Origin of the sequence: Prevotella sp. P4-67, assembly GCF_002251325.1 — a bacterium.
In the GTDB taxonomy this organism is placed as follows: Bacteria; Bacteroidota; Bacteroidia; order Bacteroidales; family Bacteroidaceae; genus Prevotella.
In genome coordinates this window covers 34,211-56,098 of record NZ_NPJL01000065.1, presented here as the reverse complement: position 1 = coordinate 56,098, position 21,888 = coordinate 34,211, and the positions used below count along the sequence as shown (strand labels likewise).

General features: G+C 51.9%; 18 protein-coding genes and 1 tRNA gene. 6 read left to right on the top strand and 13 right to left on the bottom strand.

The annotated features are described in order from the left end of the window. Positions 1-115: 115 nt before the first annotated feature. Positions 116-883: an immunoglobulin-like domain-containing protein gene (locus tag CIK92_RS11375; protein WP_094384753.1), complete on the top strand. Its 768-nt coding sequence runs from the start codon at positions 116-118 to the stop codon at positions 881-883. Between the two features lie 63 nt (positions 884-946). Here the strand turns inward: CIK92_RS11375 and CIK92_RS11370 are convergent, their stop codons facing one another. Then, a complete protein-coding gene (locus CIK92_RS11370; protein WP_094384755.1) occupies positions 947-1,927 on the bottom strand; it encodes an IS982-like element IS1187 family transposase in 981 nt (326 codons plus the stop codon). 689 nt (positions 1,928-2,616) lie between these two features. Between CIK92_RS11370 and CIK92_RS13980 the strand changes: the two genes are divergently transcribed. Both CIK92_RS13980 and CIK92_RS11355 read left to right on the top strand, forming a co-directional pair. Continuing rightward, positions 2,617-4,602 (top strand): DNA methyltransferase, encoded by a 1,986-nt coding sequence (locus tag CIK92_RS13980; RefSeq protein WP_216820588.1) that lies wholly within the window; start codon positions 2,617-2,619, stop codon positions 4,600-4,602. A 4-nt stretch (positions 4,603-4,606) separates the two neighbouring features. Next, a complete protein-coding gene (locus tag CIK92_RS11355; protein WP_094384758.1) occupies positions 4,607-5,362 on the top strand; it encodes an HNH endonuclease in 756 nt (251 codons plus the stop codon). Between the two features lie 484 nt (positions 5,363-5,846). On the opposite strand, the gene CIK92_RS11350 is transcribed toward CIK92_RS11355, so the two are convergent. Next, positions 5,847-7,019, bottom strand: coding sequence for an esterase (locus CIK92_RS11350; RefSeq protein WP_094389147.1), 1,173 nt, complete (start codon positions 7,017-7,019; stop codon positions 5,847-5,849). 171 nt (positions 7,020-7,190) lie between these two features. After that, positions 7,191-7,982 (bottom strand): Fic family protein, encoded by a 792-nt coding sequence (locus tag CIK92_RS11345; protein WP_094389146.1) that lies wholly within the window; start codon positions 7,980-7,982, stop codon positions 7,191-7,193. 407 nt (positions 7,983-8,389) lie between these two features. On the opposite strand from CIK92_RS11345, the gene trxA reads away from it, so the two are divergent. Then, a complete protein-coding gene (gene trxA / locus CIK92_RS11340; protein WP_094384765.1) occupies positions 8,390-8,704 on the top strand; it encodes a thioredoxin in 315 nt (104 codons plus the stop codon). Between the two features lie 109 nt (positions 8,705-8,813). Here the strand turns inward: trxA and tsaE are convergent, their stop codons facing one another. Genes tsaE through CIK92_RS11310 form a run of 6 tightly spaced genes read right to left on the bottom strand, consistent with a single transcriptional unit; the run spans position 8,814 to position 17,836 of the window. Then, the gene (gene tsaE, locus CIK92_RS11335) at positions 8,814-9,227 is read right to left on the bottom strand and encodes a tRNA (adenosine(37)-N6)-threonylcarbamoyltransferase complex ATPase subunit type 1 TsaE (protein WP_094389145.1); all 414 of its coding nucleotides are present in this window, start codon (positions 9,225-9,227) and stop codon (positions 8,814-8,816) included. Between the two features lie 6 nt (positions 9,228-9,233). Beyond that, positions 9,234-10,787, bottom strand: a complete 1,554-nt coding sequence (locus CIK92_RS11330) for a bifunctional response regulator/alkaline phosphatase family protein (RefSeq protein WP_094389144.1) — start codon at positions 10,785-10,787, stop codon at positions 9,234-9,236. Positions 10,788-10,809: 22 nt separating this feature from the next. Further along, positions 10,810-14,997, bottom strand: coding sequence for a metal ABC transporter permease (locus tag CIK92_RS11325; RefSeq protein WP_094389143.1), 4,188 nt, complete (start codon positions 14,995-14,997; stop codon positions 10,810-10,812). A 1-nt stretch (position 14,998) separates the two neighbouring features. Continuing rightward, positions 14,999-15,376, bottom strand: coding sequence for a hypothetical protein (locus tag CIK92_RS11320; RefSeq protein WP_094389142.1), 378 nt, complete (start codon positions 15,374-15,376; stop codon positions 14,999-15,001). After that, positions 15,373-16,620, bottom strand: coding sequence for a 3-phosphoshikimate 1-carboxyvinyltransferase (locus CIK92_RS11315; protein ID WP_094389172.1), 1,248 nt, complete (start codon positions 16,618-16,620; stop codon positions 15,373-15,375). Before CIK92_RS11315 ends, CIK92_RS11320 begins: the two co-directional genes overlap by 4 nt. Positions 16,621-16,645: 25 nt before the next feature. Then, positions 16,646-17,836: a zinc-dependent metalloproteinase lipoprotein gene (locus CIK92_RS11310; RefSeq protein ID WP_094389141.1), complete on the bottom strand. Its 1,191-nt coding sequence runs from the start codon at positions 17,834-17,836 to the stop codon at positions 16,646-16,648. Positions 17,837-18,180: 344 nt separating this feature from the next. Here CIK92_RS11310 and CIK92_RS11305 point away from each other — a divergent pair. Both CIK92_RS11305 and CIK92_RS13830 read left to right on the top strand, forming a co-directional pair. Continuing rightward, positions 18,181-18,253 (top strand) — tRNA-Pro (locus tag CIK92_RS11305). A gap of 45 nt (positions 18,254-18,298) precedes the next feature. Beyond that, positions 18,299-18,649, top strand: a complete 351-nt coding sequence (locus CIK92_RS13830) for a hypothetical protein (RefSeq protein WP_094389140.1) — start codon at positions 18,299-18,301, stop codon at positions 18,647-18,649. A gap of 144 nt (positions 18,650-18,793) precedes the next feature. On the opposite strand, the gene folK is transcribed toward CIK92_RS13830, so the two are convergent. From folK to CIK92_RS11280, 4 genes are read right to left on the bottom strand one after another with little or no spacing between them, the layout of a single operon-like run. Then, positions 18,794-19,207, bottom strand: coding sequence for a 2-amino-4-hydroxy-6-hydroxymethyldihydropteridine diphosphokinase (gene folK / locus CIK92_RS11295; RefSeq protein ID WP_022311745.1), 414 nt, complete (start codon positions 19,205-19,207; stop codon positions 18,794-18,796). Beyond that, positions 19,200-20,366 carry a tRNA preQ1(34) S-adenosylmethionine ribosyltransferase-isomerase QueA gene (queA, locus tag CIK92_RS11290; RefSeq protein WP_094384773.1) on the bottom strand — a complete coding sequence of 389 codons (1,167 nt, stop codon included), beginning with the start codon at positions 20,364-20,366 and terminating at the stop codon, positions 19,200-19,202. The genes folK and queA overlap by 8 nt, the downstream gene beginning before the upstream one ends. Next, complete coding sequence (gene truB / locus CIK92_RS11285) at positions 20,347-21,066, bottom strand: tRNA pseudouridine(55) synthase TruB (protein ID WP_094384775.1); 720 nt, start codon at positions 21,064-21,066, stop codon at positions 20,347-20,349. Before truB ends, queA begins: the two co-directional genes overlap by 20 nt. Positions 21,067-21,075: 9 nt before the next feature. After that, entirely contained in the window at positions 21,076-21,879 is an 804-nt protein-coding gene (locus CIK92_RS11280; RefSeq protein WP_094389139.1) for an undecaprenyl-diphosphate phosphatase, read from the bottom strand. Between the last annotated feature and the right edge of the window lie 9 nt (positions 21,880-21,888).

The following is a 21,888-nucleotide window of genomic DNA, read 5'->3' as shown; positions in this document are numbered from 1 at the left end:
TTTAGTATTTTTGCAACTGAAACATTGATACTTGAATATGTTTCCTGATACGAAAAGAAATATACTATAAGAGTTCATATCTCTCTACATGTTAAATTATTAATTGCTGATAACTATGAGATTGAAGCCAAAACTCCTCAATGCAATAATATTAGGATTGACAATGTTCCTTTCAATGCAAACAGCTTTTGCTGCTTGCAAACAGTCATTTGCCGCTCAACAAAAGAAGGTAGCGACCATTAGCAAAAAGAGAGTTGTCAAGAGCAAGAAGAGAACCTATCGCAAGGCTTCGGCGCGTAAATATTCGCATAGGGAACTGAACGCCATTATGCGGATACTTGAGCGGAAGTTCCTGTCGGAAGACAAGACCCCGGCCTTGCGAAATGTTGTTGGATTTGGAATGGGATCCAACTCCATTGATGTTGCGCTCCGTTGGAACACGAAGGAGAAGCAGCAGGAGTTTCGTAGGCTGATTTACAACTCGCCCGCCATCAGGTTTGAGGGCAAGTTGGACCCTATCATCGACAACAGGGAAGGCGTGAGCACCTACCAAGGCATCTTCCTCAAGGCGGAGAAGCCTTCCTATCCATTGGGCACCACGGAGATCAGATTCACGATTACCAACCATAGTGGCGAAGAATTTGTGTATGGCGATGCCTATAGCATCACGGCCCAAGGAGCGGATGGCAATTGGTTTGTTGTGCCCACCGATTGCTCGTTCACGGCCATCGGTCATGTTTTAAGCGATGGTCAAAGCGGCACCATCACGGCCCATCTTTTTCCCGATATTCTTCCAAACAATCCTGGCGTCTATCGCTTCTTCTATGAAGAAAACATAGATGGCAATAAGGTGCTGCTTATGGCAACCTTTGAGTTGAAGTAAATAAAAAAGAATTGTTGCTTATGAAAATACTCTTCAGTTTATTGGCATTACCTGTTGGCGGAATTAATTTAGTGCATACTTAATTCTGCCAATTGGCTTGTTGTTAATGAAGTTTACGTATTGCAGAATGGTAAGTGCACTAATTTTGCCAATGATTCTGGCAAACAATCCATTCGTTATTTTCGCGTAGTTCCTGATGACCAGGAACTGGTCTGTAAGTTGTGAGAATGTTGTCTCAATCCTCTTTCTTGCCTTTGCAAACGGAATGAATGTCGGTTTCCAATCCTTTTGGTTGAGCCGATATGGACACTCCAGTCTTATGTGTGCGGTTTCAAACAAGTCAAGCTGTACGTCAGCTCCAATATACCCTTTGTCACCATAGATGCTACAGTCGTGATAAGTATGTTTTACATCCTTCATATAATGGAGGTCAGCCACACTTGCCTTTGACAGATCATAGGAATGGATAACTCCACTTAACCCACAGAGAGCGTGTAACTTATAACCAAAATAATACGTGTTCTGCGAAGCACAGAAGCCGAAGTCGGGAGCTTGCGAGAAATTGCCGGCACGCCCCATCTTGCAACGTTTTCCTCTTGCAACCCTACAAACCTCTATCGGCTTGGAGTCAACAAAGAATTGTTCCTCTCCGCCATCCATTTCCATGGCAATCCTCTTGCGCAGTTCCTCACACAGGCCTGACGTTTTCTTCCTGCGGTCATTGAACTGTCTCCTTGATATGAGATTGGGAATACTGTCCTTGTGTTCTTGCAATTTATAGTCGAACAACCACTTCTCGCTATCAATGCTCTCGGTCTCTGCCGTCAGGGATAGCGCCACCACTTCCAAATCTGAAAACTTGGGAACAGGACCACGACGTGGAACATTACCAGATTCATTGACGAGATTTTCAGAGAATTGCTTGCATATCTCAAGTATTTTGACGAATTTTGTATAAAGGTTGTACATACGATGATTTGAACTTAATGTTTTGATCACCACTAAGTTACTAAAAATCAGCGACATGTACAACTTTTTACTCATATTTGTCAACTTAAATTAATTCCGCCAACTGGTAGAGATGGAAAATTCGTGCCTAATATGGTTACAGCTTATTGAGTTTACTCATGCTGTGGGCCTTTATTTTGTGTGCCAGGCTTATGAGGATCTAAAAAGGATTTCATTCTCGTAAAACTTAAAAATATGATTAATAATTGGTAATGCGCTTTATTCAGCTAAATATGTGTTTTTTTGATAGATTTAGCAGAATATACACCATTTGGGGTTATTTTTGCGGCATACCCCAAGTCAATCAGCACGCCGCCAAGAGTATAAGTGCCAACAATTATCTTAATCTTCTTCTTGATAATCTGCTGATGGCATGCAATGTGCCAATATACCACAATAACGTGGAATGTTGCTGTTGTGAGAAGCAAATTGGGGGACAAGATAATCGTTAAATCTTCAAAGGTTAGTGTGAGGCTGCATATATAACATGGTAATTAAAGGACAATTTTCGATTCAGGGAAATGTATGGAATAGATTAATGGGATGTAAAAGAGAAAATATTGCAAGTCTAAAGGCAAATATCGCTAATTAATGGAGAGTGGTATCAGGTTTAATTACTAAATATTAATAGAAAACGGACAATTATTCGCTATTCTCGTTGCTTTTACATAACTTTGTGTTCAAGTTTAATCAAATAGATAATTACTTAACGAAGAATAAGGACAATGAAAGACCCCGATTGGCAGAAGTGCGTTTTATGTGCAGACAGTAAGAATGTAATAAAACGTATTCCTGATAATTCTATCGACTTCATTTTGACCGACCCTCCATATAATCTCGGTCAACATTCAACTGGCAATATACCATTGCCAGGCCGTTCGGCTATGAATAATGATGTTGCTGATTGGGATATGGTAGATTTCAATCCAGAAGAATGGGCTGATGAATTCATTCGTATATTAAAGCCTACAGGAAATTTGTTCATATTCACTTCATATAATCAACTTGGACGTTGGTACAATTGTCTTGATCAAAAGTTTGATACAACAAATTTCATGATTTGGCATAAAACCAACCCTGCTCCCAAAATTTTTAAGGTTGGCTTTCTGAATAGTTGTGAAATGATATTTGTATGCTGGAATAAAAAACACACATGGAATTTCCTATCGCAGAGAGAGATGCATAACTTCATAGAAAGTCCGATATGTATGCGTCCAGAACGCCTAAGCAACCCAAAACATCCAGCGCAAAAGCCTCTTGCCATATTAAAAAAAATGATAGAGGTGGCAACAAACGAGAATGATATAGTATTTGACCCGTTTATGGGAGTGGGATCAACAGGAGTAGCCGCAATAGAACTGAAAAGGCGTTTTATTGGAGTTGAATTAAATAATGAATATTTTGAAGCAGCAAAGAAACGAATAAATATGGCATTCAATAAGGGCAGTAAATTAAACACCACGGATTACTCTTTAGAAGAGGATTCATACATGGTACACGAACCATCAGTCGGGGTACATACTTCGCTTTTTATGCTTGATAGTTTTTTCAAAGCCAAAGCATCTACAACGCAATCTGTGTTTATAGATAGGAAAACGAGCTTATCTCCTATAATTAAGTGGCCTGGCGGTAAGGAGAAAGAATTGAAGTATATTATTCCTAATCTGCCACAGTTTGAAAGATATTTTGAACCTTTTGTAGGAGGAGGATCCGTGTTCATGGGAATCAATGCAAAAGAGTATTTCATTAATGATTTCTCTGAAGAATTGGTTCAACTTTACCGATACATATCTGAAAATGACAAGGATTTTTACAGATATGTAGAAGCTATGGATGCGTCATGGAACAATGCAGAGAATTTTTTCCATAACAACAAAAAGCTAGTTGATGTTTACTTAAACTTCAAGAGTGGGCAATTAGACAAGGAAGGCCTTAAAAAATACATTGTAAATTTTATTACAAGAAAGAAGGATGAAATTGAAAGTATTTTAGATAATGCTTTTCGTGGAGTACAATGTATTATGTGCAAGGAACTTGAAACAAACCTATTTCGCAAGATGGTGCGCATGTGCGAACTTGAATTGCAAAAGCAGGATTTGCCTCTTAAAGACTTAAACGACAACATCGAAACGGCTATCAAGAGTGCGCTATATATGAATTATCGCAACTTGTACAACGACAAAAGTATTGGCGGAGATAATCCGCATATGTATAGTGCATTGTTCTTTTTCATGCGCAACTATGCATATAGTGGCATGTTTAGATATAGTAGGAATGGCAAATTCAATGTTCCGTATGGAGGTATAGCCTATAATAGCAAAATGATGAAAAAGAAACTCAATTATTATCGATCAAGACTTTTGCAGGATCATTTTGAGAATGCTCATATCTACAATTTAGATTTTGAAGCATTCCTAAGAGAAGTTCAGCCAAACGAAAATGATTTTGTTTTTCTTGATCCTCCTTACGATAGTGAATTCAGTACCTATGCTCAAAATACATTCACAAAGGCAGACCAAGAAAGACTCGCAAATTTCATGATAAATGAGTGCAAAGCCAAGTGGATGATGATTATTAAGAATACCGATTTTATATATGAATTGTACAGTAAAAAAGGTATAAATATTCGAACATTCGATAAGGAATATCTTGTTAGCTTCATGAATAGAAACGACAAGAAAGTTACGCATCTTCTCATAACAAATTATTGATAGTATGAAACGTATAACGGAAAGTCAGTTGGTTTTGCCAGCTTTATACTTGATGTCAAAATCAGTAAATGGTTTTGTCTCCACAAGTGATTTAATCTCTGGGTTGACCGAAGTGTTGCACCCAACCGGTGTTGATGCAGAAATATTATCAGGCAGATCAGATACTTACTTCTCTCAGAAAGTTAGAAACTTGAAAAGCCATGATACATTTCAACGTGATAATTATGCAACTAATGTACCTGGTGGTTTTTGTATCACTTCTGTTGGAAAGGAGTATCTCGGCGCTCATAGTGAGGCATTATCTTACTTGTTCGAAGAAGATTTCAACTACGAAGATGTAAAAACTGCAATTGAAAGCATTGCCTCAAGTGGCAATAGGCGCGTGCTGCCTATAGAGGAAATTGTATCAGAAGGAAGAGTTGTTACAAGAAATGTTCAGACGCGAGAAAGGTCTTCACATTTAAGAAAGATAGCGATTGAACATTTTACCCGTAACAATATCATCTCTTGTGATTGTTGTGGTTTTAATTTCCCCAAATATTATGGTGATGTTTATGGCAAGGATTGTATAGAAATCCACCATAAGAGACCTATTTTCCAGTATCAAGGAGATACATTTGAACAGTTGGTGGATAGTGCATTAGAAAACTTATTGCCTGTATGTCCGAACTGTCATAGAGTGATACACAAAAACCACATTGGAAGTGATGGCATTGCTGCTTTCATTCATGATGTTCAACAAAGAAGAATAATTCTCTAAGTTGTTATATAGTATGTGTAATCGTTTGAGTTTAGACATAATCCAAAACTCAAACGATTGGCTAAATCTGAATCATCGGTAGTAACTAATCAAACTATTAACCGCAATTTCGGAAGTCATTTATAAGCCTTTTTAGAAAGGAACTTGGCAATCGGACGAGATGGCAATCATCATGCTCCTTGTCGCGTTTCAGGATCTTCCTTCTTGCTTAAGCATATTGATAATTATTGCTGCCCTCTAAACTAAAAATAGCACAATTACTCCGCCCGAAGTCCTCCAATCTGGGACTCCGGGCTTGTTTTTTCAAAAAGTAAGCTCCTCTCTAATCAGACAGACTTTGGATCCGGGTGGCATAGCCTCCTGAACCATTTTTGCCCAGTCTTTTTCTGGTCCATCAAGTTTAGCGGACAGCAATAATAAAAAAACAAAGATACAGCCATTGCTGGCTGTATCTTTATGGTTCTCTGGGGGATGTCGTTATGCTTTACTTGAACAGCTGGGGGATGAACAGGAGCGAGTACTGGCGCCAGTTGCACCAGAGGTGGCCGCGCGGACTCTCGTGGAATGTGTACTTCAGTCCGTCTTTGTCCATGCGCTCCATGAGCCGCTTGTTCGCTGGCAACAGCCAGTCTTCGTTGCCGCATGCAATCCAGTAGAGTTTGGGGTTGCCTTGTGCCAGCTTGGTGAGCTTGGCATCGAGGTTGGCATAGGCTGGAACCTCTTCCATATTAAGATGAGAGAAGTCGACGCCGGCGGAGTAGAGGCCGATGTAATTGAACATGTCGGGATAGTTGGCTGTAATCATAAGCGTGTGCATTCCACCCATTGACAGTCCGGCAATGGCGCGATGTGCCTTGTCGGGGATGGTGTTGAATGTGGCATCGACATAGTTTACGATTTCAGGGAACGCCAGTTCGAAGAGTCCGTCCTTGTAGTGTGGCAAGAGGTGGGTCGATACGGGTCTGAACGCGAGATTCTCTGCCGTCTCGCCGGCAGCGGCCTGCTTGCCGAAGTTGCCGTTGGGCATGACGACAATCATCGGCACACACTTTCCTTCGGCAATGAGGTTGTCCATGATGCGCGCCATGTGGCCCAAGTCGAGCCATGCAGTCTCGTCGCCACCACTGCCATGGAGAAGATAGAATACAGGATATTTCTTGTCGGTCTTGCCATATCCGGCAGGCAGATACACATTCATACGGCGGTCGGCGTTGGCCGTGTTGGAGTGATACCATACCGTGCGCACCTGGCCATGGTCCACATCCTTTACCAGATATTCGTCGGCAGCGCCGCCACCCACATAGAAGATGCTGAATATGTTGCCCACATCGCGGCGCGTAAACGGATTTACAGGGTCGATGCCCAACACACCGTCGATGTCAAAGCGATAGGTGAACATTTCGGATGCGAGCTGTGGAGTGGTATACTCCCATACTCCATCCTTGCCTTTCTTCATTGTAGCCTGGCCGTTGTTCTGCTCCCAGTCAGCCAATATCTTCACACTCTTGGCCTTGGGCGCTTTCACGCGGAAGGTTACGGTGTGGTCGTCGTTTACCTGTGGCGAAACGATGTCGCCCTCACGAAATGAGATGTTCTGCTGTGCGCTCATGCCCATTGCTACGAGCATGGCTGCCATTGCTACGATAGTCTTCTTCATAGATTCTATTTTTAGTTGTTGATTTCTAATAGTATCTACAAAAGTAATAATAATTTGTCATAACCGGACACATCTTCCGTAGCTTTTTTCATTTATGTTATTCGGTTTCGACTCCGACTCTTTTCTTGTCGGTCAATGTAGAAACCTCAACGTGTCTTCGTTCAGGCTGCTTTAGAAGAGAAATGTCGTAAAGCGTTTGGTGTTTGCTTCTTTCTGCTTCAATTCTTCTTCCATTCTCCGTGTCGCCATCTTGAAAAAGAAACGAATGAGATGTTCATCGGTCGCTTCTGTACGAATCATGCGGAGCGCAGCAATGTATTCCTTGCGATTCTCTGACGGGATGATAAGGAGGGGATGCCCCATGCGCAACAGTATGTAGTTGCTGACGAGGCGCCCGGTTCTTCCATTGCCATCGCGGAACGGATGGAGATATTCGTAGAAACCATGGAAACGGGCAGCAAGTATCATGGGGTGTACATTAGCGGCGACGATGGCTTCCTCTGTCGATTCCAATAGCTTTGGCACTCTTGCGATGAGTTCTTTATGGTCGCCGAAGACCGTGTCGCCAGCCGTCATATCCGTAGTGGTGTATTCTCCCGCGATGGCCTCGGGAGCGTGATAAGAAAGCGTGTGACGGGTAACTCGCCTGTTGATTTCCTTGAGCAGTTCTTCGTCGATAGGATGCTGCGTATTTTGCATCATATACTCGAATGCCTCGAAGTGGTCAAGCATTTCGAATGCCTCGAAAAGCGTCTTTCCCGCAGGAATCATTCCCAATCCTTTCTCCTTCAGCTCTCGGGTGTCATCTACGGAGAATGAGTTGCCTTCAATGGCGCACGAATGAGTGGAAAAAAGCACCTCGTTATATTTGATGTACTCTTCTCTATTCATTTGATTGATAATCGAGGTCTGGTATTGCTGCCTTGCCGCCTCGTATTCTTTTATTTCTGTGTCGAACGCCATTATTGCTTTCTTGTTGTTCTCTGCGGTGATTGGGGGAGGCCTGCAGACACAGGCTTAGTTATTTATCATGGCAAAGATACTGTAAAAAAACTAAGCGTCAAACTTTTCTGACGGAAATCGTTCCTTTTTGTTAGGCAATGATGCCACCCAACACCTGAAACGCCACAGAGAAGCATGCTTTCTTATGTATTGCGCTCGGTTTGCATTACTTTACGGCATTGCCGTGAAGATAGGCTGCACCTCGACAATAAAAATAAATATGATTTATTTTGTATTGCGCTCGGTTTGCGTTACTTTGCGGCATAACCGTGAAGATAGGCTGCACCTCGGCAATAAAAATAAATATGATTTATTTTGTATTGCGCTCGGTTTGCACTATCTTTGCAGAAGAATTTATAATAATCAAGATGGAAGTAACAATCACTAACGAGAATTTTAAGGACTATCTGAATGGCGAACTGCCATTGGTAGTGGATTTGTGGGCTACATGGTGCGGACCTTGCCGCGCGCTGGCTCCCATTGTATCTGAGTTGGCCGAAGAGTACGACGGCCGTCTTGTGGTTGGCAAGTGTGACATCGAGGAATACGATGACATCGCTACCGACTATGGCGTGCGCAATATACCTACCATCCTCTTCTTCAAGGGTGGCGAACTGGTAGACCGCTTCGTGGGCGCAGCCAAGAAGGCAGTAATAGAAGAGAAGTTCAAGGCGCTGCTCTAATCCCACGCGCTTATAGGGGATTAACAGTCTGTACTGACCGAAAACAACGAGCCGGGTATGCTGACGATTGTCGCATATCCGGCTCGCTGTATATATAAATAAGGTGGAGCTAAAACTCCAGCAGGCGGCTGCCGTCGGCATCGACGCTGATTTTTACGCGCACGGTGTCATCGGGCAGGATGTCTTCTATCAGTTCGGGCCACTCCAGGAGACAGAGGTTGCCGCTGTAGAAGTAGTCTTCGTAGCCCATGTCATAGACTTCCTCGATGCGGCGGATGCGGTAGAAGTCAAAGTGGTAGATGGGGTCGCCATGCCCGTCGGTGTATTCATTGACGAGGGCGAAGGTGGGCGAGGTGATGACGTCTTCTACGCCCAGTTCCTGGCACAATGCCTTGATGAAGGTGGTCTTGCCGGCGCCCATGCCGCCATAGAATGCGATGACGCGGGCTTCGCCGATGCTGTTGACAAACTGCTGTGCCGCTGCGCGTATGGCGTCGAGCGACTCTATTCTGATCTGTGTCATATCGTTTTATCTTTTCTTGGGTTTCAGTGTGATGAGGGGGATGAGCATCTCTTCCATAGAGATGCCGCCGTGCTGGAACGTGTTCTTGTAATAAGACACGTAGTAATTGTAGTTGTTGGGGTAGGCGAAGAAGCTGTCGCCGGTGGCAAACACATAGCTGGTGCTCAGATTGGGCATAGGCAGCTGGGCCTGCTTGGGGTCGCGAATGACAAATACGTCCTTGGCGTTGTAGCTGAGGTTCTTGCCCAACTTGTAGCGCAGATTGGTGTTGGTGTTGCGGTCGCCTACTATCTTGATGGGGTTGGTGCAGCGTATGGAGCCGTGGTCGGTGGTCACCACCACGCGGTATCCGGTGGTGGCGAGTGCCTTGAAGAGGTCGGCGATGACCGAGTGGCGGAACCACCCGAGGGTGAGGTTGCGGTAGGCAGACTCGTCGTTGGCCAGCTCGCGTATCATCTTAGACTCGGTGCGGGCGTGCGAGAGCATGTCGATAAAGTTGATTACCACCACGTTGAGGTCGTTGCCCGTACACTCGTTGAGGCGCCCCAGAAACTTCTCTGCCGCAGCGCTGTCGTTGATTTTGTGATAGCTGAAGGTGTCGTGGCGGCGGTAGCGGTCTATCTGGGTCTGGATGAGTGGCGCCTCGTTGAGGTTCTTGCCCTCTTCCTCGTCTTCATCGACCCACAACTCGGGAAACATCTGCGCTATCTGCGTCGGCATGAGGCCGCTGAAGATGGCGTTGCGCGCATACTGGGTGGCTGTGGGCAGGATGCTGGTATACATGTCTTCGTCTATCTCGAAGAGGTCGCTGATCTCCTGAGCCAGCATGCGCCACTGGTCGTAGCGGAAGTTGTCGATGACTACGAGAAACACCTTCTCACCGCTGTCGAGCATGGGGAAGATGCGACGGCTCATGATGTCGTTGCTCATCAGCGGACGGTTGCTGTTGCCGGGCTTCACCCAGTCCAGATAGTTCTTGCGTATATACTTGGCAAAACCTATATTGGCTTCCTCCTTCTGCATCTGCAGCATCTCGGTCATATTGCTGTCGGTGCTACTCAGCTCCAGCTCCCAGTGGGTGAGCTTGCGGTAGATGTTCTGCCAGTCTTCGAGCGTCTGGCAGTCCATAATCTGCATCATCAGGTTCTGGTAGTTCTGCTGGTAACCGCTTTGGGTCACCTCGGTCTCTATCTCGCGCCGATGTATGTTCTTTTTGAGGGTGAGGAGTATCTGGTGGGGGTTGACGGGCTTGATGAGATAGTCGGCTATCTTTGAGCCGATAGCCTGGTCCATGATGTCTTCTTCCTCGCTCTTGGTCACCATCACCACGGGAGTCGCCGGGTTGATTTCCTTGATGCGTTGCAGTGTCTCGAGACCGGTGAGGCCGGGCATCATTTCGTCGAGAAGCACCAGGTCGAAGGTGCGCTGCGCACACTGTTCTATGGCATCGGTACCATTGGTTACGGTAACTACCTCGTAGCCCTTCTTCTCAAGAAACAAGATGTGGGCACGCAGCAGTTCTATCTCGTCATCGACCCATAGTAATAATCCGTTTGTCATAATTGTTGTCTCTGTTAATGGGTTAAAATCCCTCCAAGTCGTAGTATTCGTCTTCGAGGTCAAACTTTTTCTTCTTTGCCGCAGCCTTGGGCTTCTTGGTCTTGGTGGTGTCGGCAGGCGCCTTGGTGACTTTGTCGCCGAAGTAGAAGCCGGTCTTGCTTACGGGCTTGGGCGTAGCGGGCTTTGCCGCTGGCTTGGTGGCAGGAGCCGTCGGCTTGGCTGTCGTGGCCACTGGCTTGACGGCTGGGGTGGCGGTCTTTGTGGCAGGCGTGGCAGCCTTGGCCTTCTGAGTCTCTTCGGGCAGCGCGACGATGGTGCCGTTGGCCTTGGGCGCTTCCTCAGTCTGTGGCGCGCTGACGATGGTGCCGTTTGTCTTTGGCGTTTCCTCGGTCTGCGACTCGCTGACGATGGTGCCGCCTGCCTTGGTCGTTTCCTCAGTCTGCGGAATGCTGATGATGGTGCCCGAGGTGGCTGCGCCCTCCTTGCCCTCGTCGGGCAGCACGTAGGTACCACCTTGCTGCTGAGGCTTCTGCTCGCCCTCGTCTATCACCATACCCTCGCCCAGGGCATTGTCGATATCCTCTACCGAAGGCTCATCGCCCTGGCGGGTCACTATCTCGGCGGGCTCGGCCAGCAGACGGAAGGTGCTCACCTTGAGCGGCACGAAGTGCTTGTCGTAGTACTGCGCATAGTCGTCGTAGCTGTAGGGATGGCCGATGAGCTCGAGGTTGGCCTCGCTGATTATCATCGTGCGCAGTCCGGCATGGCGTTGCAGAATGTGCTGGGCGTAGAGCTGTCGCGCATATTGAAGGGCTTCGTCGTAGTTGCGGAAACCGCTCACCTCCATGTGGCAGAGGCCGTGGGCGTCGTTGACTCCTATCTCAAAGTTGCGCACCAGGTAGTTGGTGAAGTTATAGCGCGCCAGCTCATACAGCAGTTGGTTGGCATTGATGGAGTCGGGCTGGTAGACGATGACAAACTTGAAGTCGATGTCGCGCTCGTTGGTAAACGTGGGTATCGAGTCTCCACCCTCGCTGTCGAGCAGTGCCGAGCGGCGGCTCCACACGTCGCCGATGTCAAACTTGCCGCCACGCAGCTGGCGACCTGCGTTGACGCCGTTGATTATCATGCCCGCCAGCGTGCTTATCTCGCTCTGCGGATATTGCTCGACCACGCGCTTGAGGTCGGCCAGACAGCTGTCGGGCTGGCCCATGTTGAGCTTGGTCAGCGCTCCCACAAAGAGAAATTTGTCGCGGTTGTCGCCCATGGGGAAGCGCTGCTCCGACACCTTGAGATTGCGTATCACGTCGTCCATCCTGTCGTCCTTGAAGGCGGTGTAGGTGGCGGCGTAGAGCGAGTCTTCGAGATGGGTGCCCTCGCGGGCGTTGGCTTCAAAGTAGGGGTCGGTGAGGATGGTGGTCCACTGGCTCTCGCCATAGTGCTGGCGCATCAGGTCGAGATAGTGGCGCGCCGTCTCGCCGCGGTGGCTGCGCATATAGAGCAGGAAGAGGTGGTAATAGACCTCGTCCATGTTGGCGTAGCTCTCATACTGGTTAGCCAGACGCGTCAGGTATTTCTCGCTCAGCCTGAGGTTGTCGAGCTTGTCCTTGAATATCACGCCGGCATGGAAGAGGCCGTCCATAATCAGGGCGTTGCTCTGCTCCACCTGCTCGGGAGTGAAGGGTATCTGGGCGAGGTAGTACTCGCGCTTGTGCGGGTCGTTCTGCAGACTGTCGGTGGTCGATGCCAGCGAGTCTTGCAGCGCTTCCTCGCGGGCTATGGAGTCGCGCTGCTCGTCGGTGAGCTCGTCCTGCTGCCCCATGCCAGCCACCACGGTCTTGTTGACGCGCTGCCAGTTGTCCACATTCTCTCGCTTGCCCCACAGCTTCTGGAAGGTGGCCTTGCCCTGGCTCACGGCGATGGGGTTGTAGAAATACCACTGGCCGTTGCCTGTCGTGGCGGTGTTGTTGGGCCTCGACGGGGTGTTGTTGCGGTTGTTGCCCATATCGTCGCGGTCCATGTTTTCGTTCTGCTGCTGCATGGCGTCGGCTTCCTGCTGGGCGCGACGCTCTTCGCGTTCCTTCTTCTTGAGTGCGTCGATGACACGGTCTATGGCTGCGTTGCGGTCTTTCTCGCTCATGCGGGCGAGCGACTGGAGTGAGTCCTGCAGCTCCACGGCGTCGGTGTGGGGCACCAGCTCGTCGAGTATCTTGGAGCGGTCAGAGAGCTGGCGGTAGTCGGGGCGGTCCTGGTCCAGCAGACCTATCGCCTCGCCATAGCAGCGGCGGGCGTCGCCAAACTTCTCCTTCTGCCAGTAGAGGTTGCCCAGACTCAGCAGCAGCACGCCCTTCTCTATACCGTTGCGCACCGACTCCTTGGCGCCCTTCTCATAGGCACCGATGGCGTGGGCGGTATCGCGGTCGGCCAGATAGATGTTGCCGATGGCATAGTATACCTGGTCGAGATATTCCTTGTTGTTGTCCGATGCAGCCATGCGGCGCAGACGGCTTATCATGCGGCGCGACTGGCCCTTGGCCATTACCTCGGTCTGGGCGATGCGGGCGTTGAACTCGAGCTGGTAGGGCGGGTTGAGGCGCACCACGCGGCGGAAGGCGTGGTAGGCAGAGTCGGGCTTGCCCACGGCGGCATAGAGCTGCCCCAGCAGATACCACTCGCGGGCTCGCTGCTTGCGGCGCATCTCGTGGCGTATCACGCGGCGCAGATAGGGGATGGCGCGCTGATAGTCGGCCGTGTGTATGTAGTAGTCGGCATAGGTGTAGTCCCACTCCTTGACGGCGCGCCAGTCCATGGAGTCGCGCGCCATGTTGCGTATCACGTCTTCGGCGTCGTAGAGCCAGCCCTCCTGCACATAGCACTTGGCAAGCCAGGCGCGGGCCTTGCCATAGATGGCGGGCTGGGTGGCGTAGAGGCGGCTCATGTAGGAGAAGGTAGAGGCGGCTTCGTCAAACTGGCCCATGTGAAACTGCGAGCGCCCCATGAGCATCCAGGCTTTCCAGAGGAAGGGGTTATACTCGCGACGGCTGAGCCACTCGATGTCGCGCTCGGTCTTGCGCCGCTGCTTGTCCCACACGGGGCGCCGCTTGATGCTGTGCTGGTGTATGGCTTTCTCGGCCTTGGTCACCGCACGCTCAAAGTTGCTCTTGCCCAGCTCCTTGCTATTCTTGTTGCCGACGGTGTAGAGGGGTATCAGTTCGGTATAGTTGTCGCGGTTGCCCTCTTCCTTTTCGAGTGCGCCGTCTATGTATGCCATCGCACCGTTGTAGTAGGTGTTGTAGCGCGCGTTGAAGGCATGCCAGAACCTCGACGACGAGGTGTTTTTCTGCGTAGAGCACGAGCTGAGTGCCACCACCGCCACCGCTGTCAGCGCCATGGCGCCACGCAGTCGCCGGCGGCCCATCAGCGTCTTGGCGGTGCGTGCCAGGGCGTAGACGATGATGCCTACAAAGATGATGGTGGCTCCCGAGGGCACGTTGAGCCAGTAGGAGAGTGCCAGTCCCGTCATGCAGTCTATCCAGCCGATGACGATGCTCAGCGCTATCATGCGCTTGTAGCTGTAGGTGAAGATGTTGGCGGTCATCTGGGGGATGGTGAGCAGACTGATGGCAAGCACGATGCCCACCATGCGCAGGGTGGCCACGATGGTCATGGCTATCACCGCCATCAGCGTATATTCTATCATGTCGACGGGCAACTGCTGGGCGCGGGCGAAGATGGGGTCGAACGCCACGCTCACGATGCTGCGGAAGAACATCACCGTGAGTGCCGCCACTATCAGCGTGAGCCCGCCGAGCAGCACCAGGTCGCCATGGCCTATGGTGAGCAGACTGCCGAAGAGGTAGGAGTTGAGGTCGGGCATGAACTCGGGCGAAAGAAAGCAGCAGATGATGCCCACGCTCATGCCCAGGGTCCAGAAAAAGGCGATGGTGGAGTCTTCGCGCACGTCGCCGCGGTGCGACAGCCACTGCACGCCCAAGGCGCTGGCCACGGCAAAGGCCATGGCAGACACTACAGGATTGATACCGAAATACACCCCCAGCCCGATGCCGCCAAAGGAGGCATGGGTGATGCCGCCGCTGATGAAGACCAGCCGCCGCGTCACGATATAGGTGCCCACGATGCCGCAGAGGATGCTGGCAAGGAGCGAGCCTATGATGGCGTTCTGAAAGAAGGTGTAAGTCAGCAGTTCCATGTCATCTTTCCATCAGCATGATTACTTCGTCTTTGAGGGCGTCGGGGAGATTGATGCCGCGCAGGATGAGGCTGCGGTTCCACCCGGCCACCTCGTCGGGGTGCATGGTGTAGAGCACGTCGGCAAACTCGTGTACCTCGTCGTCGGTATACTCGTCGGAGCGGCGGCCTCGGTAGCGGTCCAGCTCTTCATCGTCGTAGTATTCTATCTCGCGGGTGGCGGCTTCCATCATGCACTCCTGCTCACACTTGGTGTTGGTGCCGTCGCAGGTGCCGCAGCTCGCGGCTGGCGGGGTAGCCTCGGCGCCGTCGTGCTGGCGCAGCGATAGGAGGGCTGCCACGATGCCCAGGACTATGAGGGAGGTAACGAGATATATCATGGGCGCTTGGTAATCTGGAAACCGGCACGACGCAGATCGTCCCAGTAGTGGGGATAAGACTTGGACACCACTTCAGGGTCGTTGATGGTGATGCTGCCCAGGGCCAGGGCTGCAGGGGCAAAGGCCATGGCCATGCGGTGGTCTTGATAGGTGTCGATGGGCTCCATGGTGGGCTCGCAGCGCTCGAGGTTCCATATCAGTTCGCTGTCGTTGCGGTCGGTGAGCACCACGCCCAACTTGCGCAGCTCGCACTTCAGCGCCTCAATGCGGTCGGTCTCCTTGATGCGCAGACTGGCGAGACCGGTGAAGTGGAAGGGGATGCCGCGCATGGCACAAGCCACGACAAAGGTCTGGACAAGGTCGGGCGAACTGACGAAGTCGTAGTCCAACCGGGGCAGACGGCGGTGCTGGTGGCTGAGCACCACTTGGGGGGTGCCGTCGTCGCCGGTGCCGAAGGTGGTCTTCACTCCCATGAGCGAACCGATGTAGCGGCAGATGGTGTCGCCCTGGCGCGAACCGTCCATCAGGCCGGGCAGTACCACGCGGGGCTCGTTGTCGTCGCAGAGGGCAAGCATCTCATACCAGTAGGAGGCGGCACTCCAGTCGTTCTCCACAGCATAGTCGGCGGGCTGGTAGGGCACGGGCGCCACCGTGATGGTGTCTACATCGCTCCACTCGGCCTTGGCGCCAAACTCGGTCATGGTCCACAGCGTCAGGTCGATGTAGGGGCGCGACACGATGTCGCCCTCAAGACGCAGCTCGAGGCCGCGGCGGAGCATGGGGCCTATCATGAGCAGGGCAGAGATATACTGCGAACTGACATTGCCGGGCACCGACAGGCTGCCGCCCTCGATGGCGCGGCCGCAGATGGCGAGGGGAGGATAGCCTTCGTCGCCCAGATAGCTGATGTCGGCGCCCAGACGGCGCAGGGCATCGACCAGCACGCCGATGGGGCGGTGGCGCATGCGCTCGGTGCCGGTAATCGTGTGGCAGCCATGGGTCACGCTGAGATAGGCGGTGAGAAAGCGCATCGCGGTGCCGGCAGCACCGATGTCGATGGTCTCGGGCATATCGCGCAGGGCGGCGGCGATGACGCGGGTGTCGTCGCAGTCGGAGAGGTTGGCGGGTAGTGAACTGCCGCCGGCAAGGGCCTGGATGACGAGCGCCCTGTTGCAGACGCTCTTTGAAGCCGGCAGCGTGATGGTGGTGTTGATATGTTGGGGTGGCTGGATGGTATATTGCATGTTGTCGATAATCTTCATTGTTATCCTACTTGACCACGCGGATGGGCAGGTCTATCACGCCCATGTCGTCTGCCGAGCCCGTGGCCACACGACTCTTGGTGCGCAGACGCTGCTTGGGGCCGGGGATGAGCGGACTGTTGTAGAGCACACGGCGGATGCGGGCTTTCTGCTGGGCAGTAAGCTCGAAGGCATAGGTGTAGGCGTAGTCCATGATGTTGGTAGAGAAGAACTTGTCGCCCCGGCAAGAGGTGCGTTCGGCGAGCTCCTTGAAGGAGATAGACTGGACCTGGCTGCTGTTGAGCAGGGCGGTGACGCGACGCAGATAGGCGGGACGGTTGTACGATGGGGTGTCGGTGCAGTAGTCGGTGTCGTCACAGGCATCTTCGAGGAGATTGCCGTTGGCATCTTCCTTCTCAGAGAAGGCGTGGAGCAGACCCAGATAGTGGCCCAGCTCGTGGGCAAGGGTGACATTGATGTCAAACTTGGCCTGGTTGAGGGTGCCCGAGGTGATGTTGTGCGACGCGTTGGTATAGCGGTCTACTTCGTAGTTGATGAAATCGCTGTTGATGGACGAACAGTAGGCAAAGGAGAGGTTCTTCTTGCTGATGTCGTTATACTTGGACTCGAGCGCAGAGAGGCCGTCGGTCTCGTTGACGCCCTTCAGCGTGAAGGGCAGATGGCTCACGCCCAGGGTGACCTCGGCAGAGTTGGCTTCGGGGGCAAAGGGATAGACCATCACATTGATATAGTCGTTGGGCTCCCACAGATAGCGGGCATATCCCTTCTTGTTGTTGTTCATGAAGTCGTTGGCGTCGATGGGGTAGGTGCCGTCCCATTTGACGTATTCCACACCGGGGGTGGCGAGGCGGTTGCCGCGCTCGTCGTGGGTGGCGAGATTGAAACGGATGTTGATATTCTCACTGGTACCGATGTCGGTGCTGTAGTAGCCGCCCTGGTAGATGCGGTTGACGTGGTCGAGAATATCGGCGAGACGCGAGGCGGTGACTTTCTGCTTCATCTCGGCCTCGTCCTTGTAGAATACGTGGAAGATAACGGGCAACTTGTAGGTGTAGCTCTCGTTGAGCTCGGCGGTGGTTTGGTCGTCGTCCAGGTCTACCTTGGGTGTAGGGTCTTGCTGCGGGCCGTCGTCACTCGAGCAGGCGCCGAAAGTGAGCGCGAGCACTGCCATCAGCATGTAGAGGAATGTCTGTTTCATATTGCATTGTCCGTTTGGCAAGGCGGAGCATGACCTCAGGGGCACCGGCGTCCACCTTATTATATATATAATAACACAAAGTTAATGCAAAATGGAGACAATACAAAAAAAAGGCCATCTTTTTTGATATTTTTAGGATTGGGCGACGGCGCTCATCATCGCCGTGTCGCTGGAGGTTATCTTCGCAACCGTGGAGGGTACCTCGGCGCCGCCCGGAGGTACCTCTATCGCCGTGGAGACTATAAAAACAACAGACAAACATCAAAAATAGAGGAATTTTTGAAAAAAGTAGAGTGAAAGTTTGGTTATTTCGCAATAAGTATGTACCTTTGCACCCGCAAGTTCGGGATTTAGCGCAGTTGGTAGCGCACACGTCTGGGGGGCGCGAGGTCGCTGGTTCGAGTCCAGTAATCCCGACACGAGAAGGAAGATTGTGATGAGAGTCGCAATCTTTCTTTTTTTATGTCCCTGGGTAAGGTCGCGCAGTCCGTGATGCCGCCCACCCTGTCCGAGCATCTCTTCCTCCTGTCCGAGCGTCTCTTCCTCCAGTCCGAGCGTCCCTTCCTCCAGTCCGAGCATCCCTTCCTCCAGTCCGAGCATCCCTTCCTCCATGCAGAGCGTCCCTTCCTCCATGCAGAGCTGCCCTTCCTCCATGCAGAGCTGCCCTTAAAGTTGTTTGCGCGTTGCGATACAGTTATTGCAAACCATGAAATTTCCGTTTCCAGTCATGAAACAGTCATTTCATGCCCCGCTTTCCCGATTATGGTCATCTCCATAATGAAAAACTCGCGCTCTGCACCACTCGGCACTTAAACGACAATCGCCGCCAGCACTCGCTATGGGCTTGTGCTGGCGGCGATTGGCCGTGTGGGGTACTGCGTGGTCGCGAAGGTTTGCAGGGAGTCCACCTCGTTTTGCTGCGTGGTCGCGGGGCTTGGCTCGGGCGGTGTGGACGGGTCAGTCCATAATCTCGCGCAGAGGTTTCATGACGAAGTCGCGCTCGTGCATCAGCGGGTGGGGAATGTGCAGGTCGGGCTCGTCGATGTGCAGGTCGTCGTAGATGAGTATGTCGATGTCGATGGGACGGTCGTGATACTGCCCGTCGGTCGACTTGCTCTTGCGGCCCAACTGCCGCTCTATGTCCTGGGTGGCGGCAAGCACCTCGCGCGGTGTGAGCGTGGTGCGGCAACGCACGCAGGCGTTAAGGAACCGGTTGGGGGAGTCAAAGCCCCAAGGCTCGGTTTCCAAAAAGACTGACCGGCGCTCTACGACGCCAATCAGTCTTCCTATTTCGTCTATGGCACGGCTCATGATGGCATGGCGGTCGCCCATGTTGGAGCCCAGTGCCAGATATACGCAGTGATCAGTCATTCATGATAAGCATGGCGTCGCCATAGCATCCAAACATAAATCCATGTTTCAAGGCCAGATTGTAGGCTTCCATCACCAGGTCGTAGCCACCAAAGGCGGCGGTCTCCATCAGCAGGGTGGAGTAGGGGTGGTAGAAGTTGGCGATCATCGTGTCGGCGAGTCCGAAGTCGTAGGGAGGGAAGATAAACTTGTTGGTCCATCCGTCGTACTCCTTCAGCAGTCCGTCGGTGCCCACGGCGGTCTCGGTGGCTTTGACCACGCTGGTGCCCACGGCGCAGATATGGTGGCCGGCAGCCTTGGCAGAGTTGACTCTGTCGCAGGCCTCGCGGGTGATAATCATCTGCTCTGAGTCCATCTTGTGCTTGGTGAGGTCTTCCACCTCGATGTCGTGGAAGGCGCCCAGTCCGCAGTGCAGGGTGACAAAGGCGGTCTCGATGCCCTTAATCTCCATGCGCTTCATCAGCTCGCGGCTGAAGTGGAGGCCCGAGGCAGGCACGGTCACGCCACCCTCGTTCTTGGCGAAGATGCACTGGAAGTCTTCCAGGTCTTCGGCGGTGCCGTGGTGGTTTTCGCGACGGTCTATGATGTAGCGGGGCAGTGGGGCTTCGCCCAGGGCGAAGAGCTCGCGCTTGAACTCCTCGTGGGGACAATCGTAGAGGAACCGCAGGGTGCGTCCGCGGCTGGTGGTGTTGTCGATGACCTCGGCTACCATGGTGCCCGAGTCGTCGAAGAAGAGCTTGTTGCCGATACGTATCTTGCGGGCAGGTTCTACCAGCACATCCCAAAGCCGCATCTCCTGGTTGAGCTCGCGCAGCAGGAAGACCTCAATCTTGGCGTCGGTCTTCTCCTTGGTACCGTAGAGGCGGGCAGGGAAAATCTTGGTATCGTTGAAGACGAAGGTATCGCCCTCATCGAAATAGTCGAGCACGTTACGGAAATCGAGGTACTCGCCTTCGATAGGATTGCCATCGGCATCCTTCTTATAGAGTTCTATAGTCTGCGATTTGCTGTGCAGTACCATCAACTTACACTCATCGCGTCGGGTGATGCGCGATGTAACCTTGTTGCCATTATCATCGACGAAGTCGTGATAGATGCTATGGGGGTAGAGGGCAATCTGCTCCTCGGGCAATTTGAACTTAAACTGTGACAGTTTCATTGCTTGTTTCTATTTCTTGGTTATCCAACCATTCCTGGAAATGGTCATACACTATACATTTATCTATATCGTATTCGCCCACACGCGTACGCCGCAGCTGGGTAAGGTAGGCTCCGCTGCCGAGGGCTCTGCCCAGGTCGCGCGCCAAGGCACGGATGTAGGTGCCCTTGCCGCAGACGATGCGCAGGTCGAGCTGCATGGTGTCGGGGTCGAAACGGGTAATCTCGATGCTGTCGATGTGGATGTTCTTGGGCTTGAGCACCACGTCCTGCCCCTCGCGTCGCATGGAGTAGGCGCGCTTTCCGTCTATCTTGCAGGCGCTGAAGGTGGGTGGGGTCTGCTGGATGTCGCCGACAAACTGGGGCAGCGCCTCGCGTATAGCGTCCTCGGTGATGTGGGCGGTGGCAAAGGTCTCGTTGACCTCGTGCTCCATATCATAGCTCGGCGTGGTGGCGCCCAGCTGCAGCGTGGCTTCATACTCCTTGGTATGGGCCTGCAGTGTCTCTATCTGCTTGGTACACTTGCCGGTGCAGAGTATCAGCACGCCGGTAGCCAGCGGGTCGAGGGTGCCGGCGTGGCCTATCTTGACTCTATGTCCGAGGGTGTGGGACAGCACGTAGCGCACGTGGGCCAGCGCCTTGAAGCTGGTAATGCCATAGGGCTTGTCGATGGCAAATATCTCACCTGTCTTGAAGTTCATGTCTGTGGTTTAGCAGAATGAACAGATGAGGGTGACGATACCGGCGATGGCACAGTAGATGGCGAAGTATATCAGCTTGCCACGCTTTACGATGTTAATCATCCACTTGCAGGCTACGCAGCCCGACACGAAGGCGGCCACGAAACCTACGGCCAACACGCCCAGCGAGATGTCGCCCATCACGGAGGCTGCACCGTGCTTCACCATCTTCATGGTGTCGAGCAGAGCCTCGCCCAGAATGGGGGGGATGACCATGAGGAAGGAGAACTGGGCGAGCTTGGCCTTGTTGTTGCCCAGGATGAGTCCTGTGGCAATGGTAGAGCCCGAGCGCGACAGACCTGGCATCACAGCCACGGCCTGGGCCAGACCTATGATGAAGGCGTCCTTTAGGCTGATGTTCTCCTTCTGGCGGGGCTTGGCGTAGTAGGAGAAGGTGAGCAGCAGCGCGGTGACGAGCAGCATCGAGCCTACGATGGCGAGGCCTGAGCCGAAGATTTGCTCCACATTTTCTTTGAAGAACAGGCCCACGATGCCCACGGGAATCATCGAGATGAGGATGTTGAACACATAGCGCGTCTCGTCGTTGACCTTGAATTGGAAGAGTCCCTTGAATATCCAGGCAATCTCCTTCCAGAGGATGACGAGGGTACTCAGTACTGTAGCCACGTGTACGGCGATGGTGAACGCCAGGTTCTCCTCGGCCTCGATGCCAAAGAGGGTTGAGGCAATCGTGAGGTGTCCGCTACTGCTGACGGGCAGATATTCGGTAAGGCCCTGTGTAATGCCCAACCATAATGCTTCAAACCAGTTCATTGTTATCGT

What these genes read in the sequence shown, in the direction of transcription:
- CIK92_RS13980 (WP_216820588.1), top strand. Translation starts at nt 2,617, where the DNA reads ATGAAAGACCCCGATTGGCAGAAGTGCGTTTTATGTGCAGACAGTAAG.
- CIK92_RS13830 (WP_094389140.1), top strand. Translation starts at nt 18,299, where the DNA reads ATGTCCCTGGGTAAGGTCGCGCAGTCCGTGATGCCGCCCACCCTGTCC.
- truB (WP_094384775.1), bottom strand. Translation starts at nt 21,066, where the DNA reads ATGAACTTCAAGACAGGTGAGATATTTGCCATCGACAAGCCCTATGGC.
- CIK92_RS11325 (WP_094389143.1), bottom strand. Translation starts at nt 14,997, where the DNA reads ATGGAACTGCTGACTTACACCTTCTTTCAGAACGCCATCATAGGCTCG.
- queA (WP_094384773.1), bottom strand. Translation starts at nt 20,366, where the DNA reads ATGAAACTGTCACAGTTTAAGTTCAAATTGCCCGAGGAGCAGATTGCC.
- CIK92_RS11315 (WP_094389172.1), bottom strand. Translation starts at nt 16,620, where the DNA reads ATGCAATATACCATCCAGCCACCCCAACATATCAACACCACCATCACG.
- folK (WP_022311745.1), bottom strand. Translation starts at nt 19,207, where the DNA reads ATGACTGATCACTGCGTATATCTGGCACTGGGCTCCAACATGGGCGAC.
- CIK92_RS11280 (WP_094389139.1), bottom strand. Translation starts at nt 21,879, where the DNA reads ATGAACTGGTTTGAAGCATTATGGTTGGGCATTACACAGGGCCTTACC.
- tsaE (WP_094389145.1), bottom strand. Translation starts at nt 9,227, where the DNA reads ATGACACAGATCAGAATAGAGTCGCTCGACGCCATACGCGCAGCGGCA.
- CIK92_RS11375 (WP_094384753.1), top strand. Translation starts at nt 116, where the DNA reads ATGAGATTGAAGCCAAAACTCCTCAATGCAATAATATTAGGATTGACA.
- CIK92_RS11310 (WP_094389141.1), bottom strand. Translation starts at nt 17,836, where the DNA reads ATGAAACAGACATTCCTCTACATGCTGATGGCAGTGCTCGCGCTCACT.
- trxA (WP_094384765.1), top strand. Translation starts at nt 8,390, where the DNA reads ATGGAAGTAACAATCACTAACGAGAATTTTAAGGACTATCTGAATGGC.
- CIK92_RS11370 (WP_094384755.1), bottom strand. Translation starts at nt 1,927, where the DNA reads ATGAGTAAAAAGTTGTACATGTCGCTGATTTTTAGTAACTTAGTGGTG.
- CIK92_RS11345 (WP_094389146.1), bottom strand. Translation starts at nt 7,982, where the DNA reads ATGGCGTTCGACACAGAAATAAAAGAATACGAGGCGGCAAGGCAGCAA.
- CIK92_RS11355 (WP_094384758.1), top strand. Translation starts at nt 4,607, where the DNA reads ATGAAACGTATAACGGAAAGTCAGTTGGTTTTGCCAGCTTTATACTTG.
- CIK92_RS11320 (WP_094389142.1), bottom strand. Translation starts at nt 15,376, where the DNA reads ATGATATATCTCGTTACCTCCCTCATAGTCCTGGGCATCGTGGCAGCC.
- CIK92_RS11330 (WP_094389144.1), bottom strand. Translation starts at nt 10,787, where the DNA reads ATGACAAACGGATTATTACTATGGGTCGATGACGAGATAGAACTGCTG.
- CIK92_RS11350 (WP_094389147.1), bottom strand. Translation starts at nt 7,019, where the DNA reads ATGAAGAAGACTATCGTAGCAATGGCAGCCATGCTCGTAGCAATGGGC.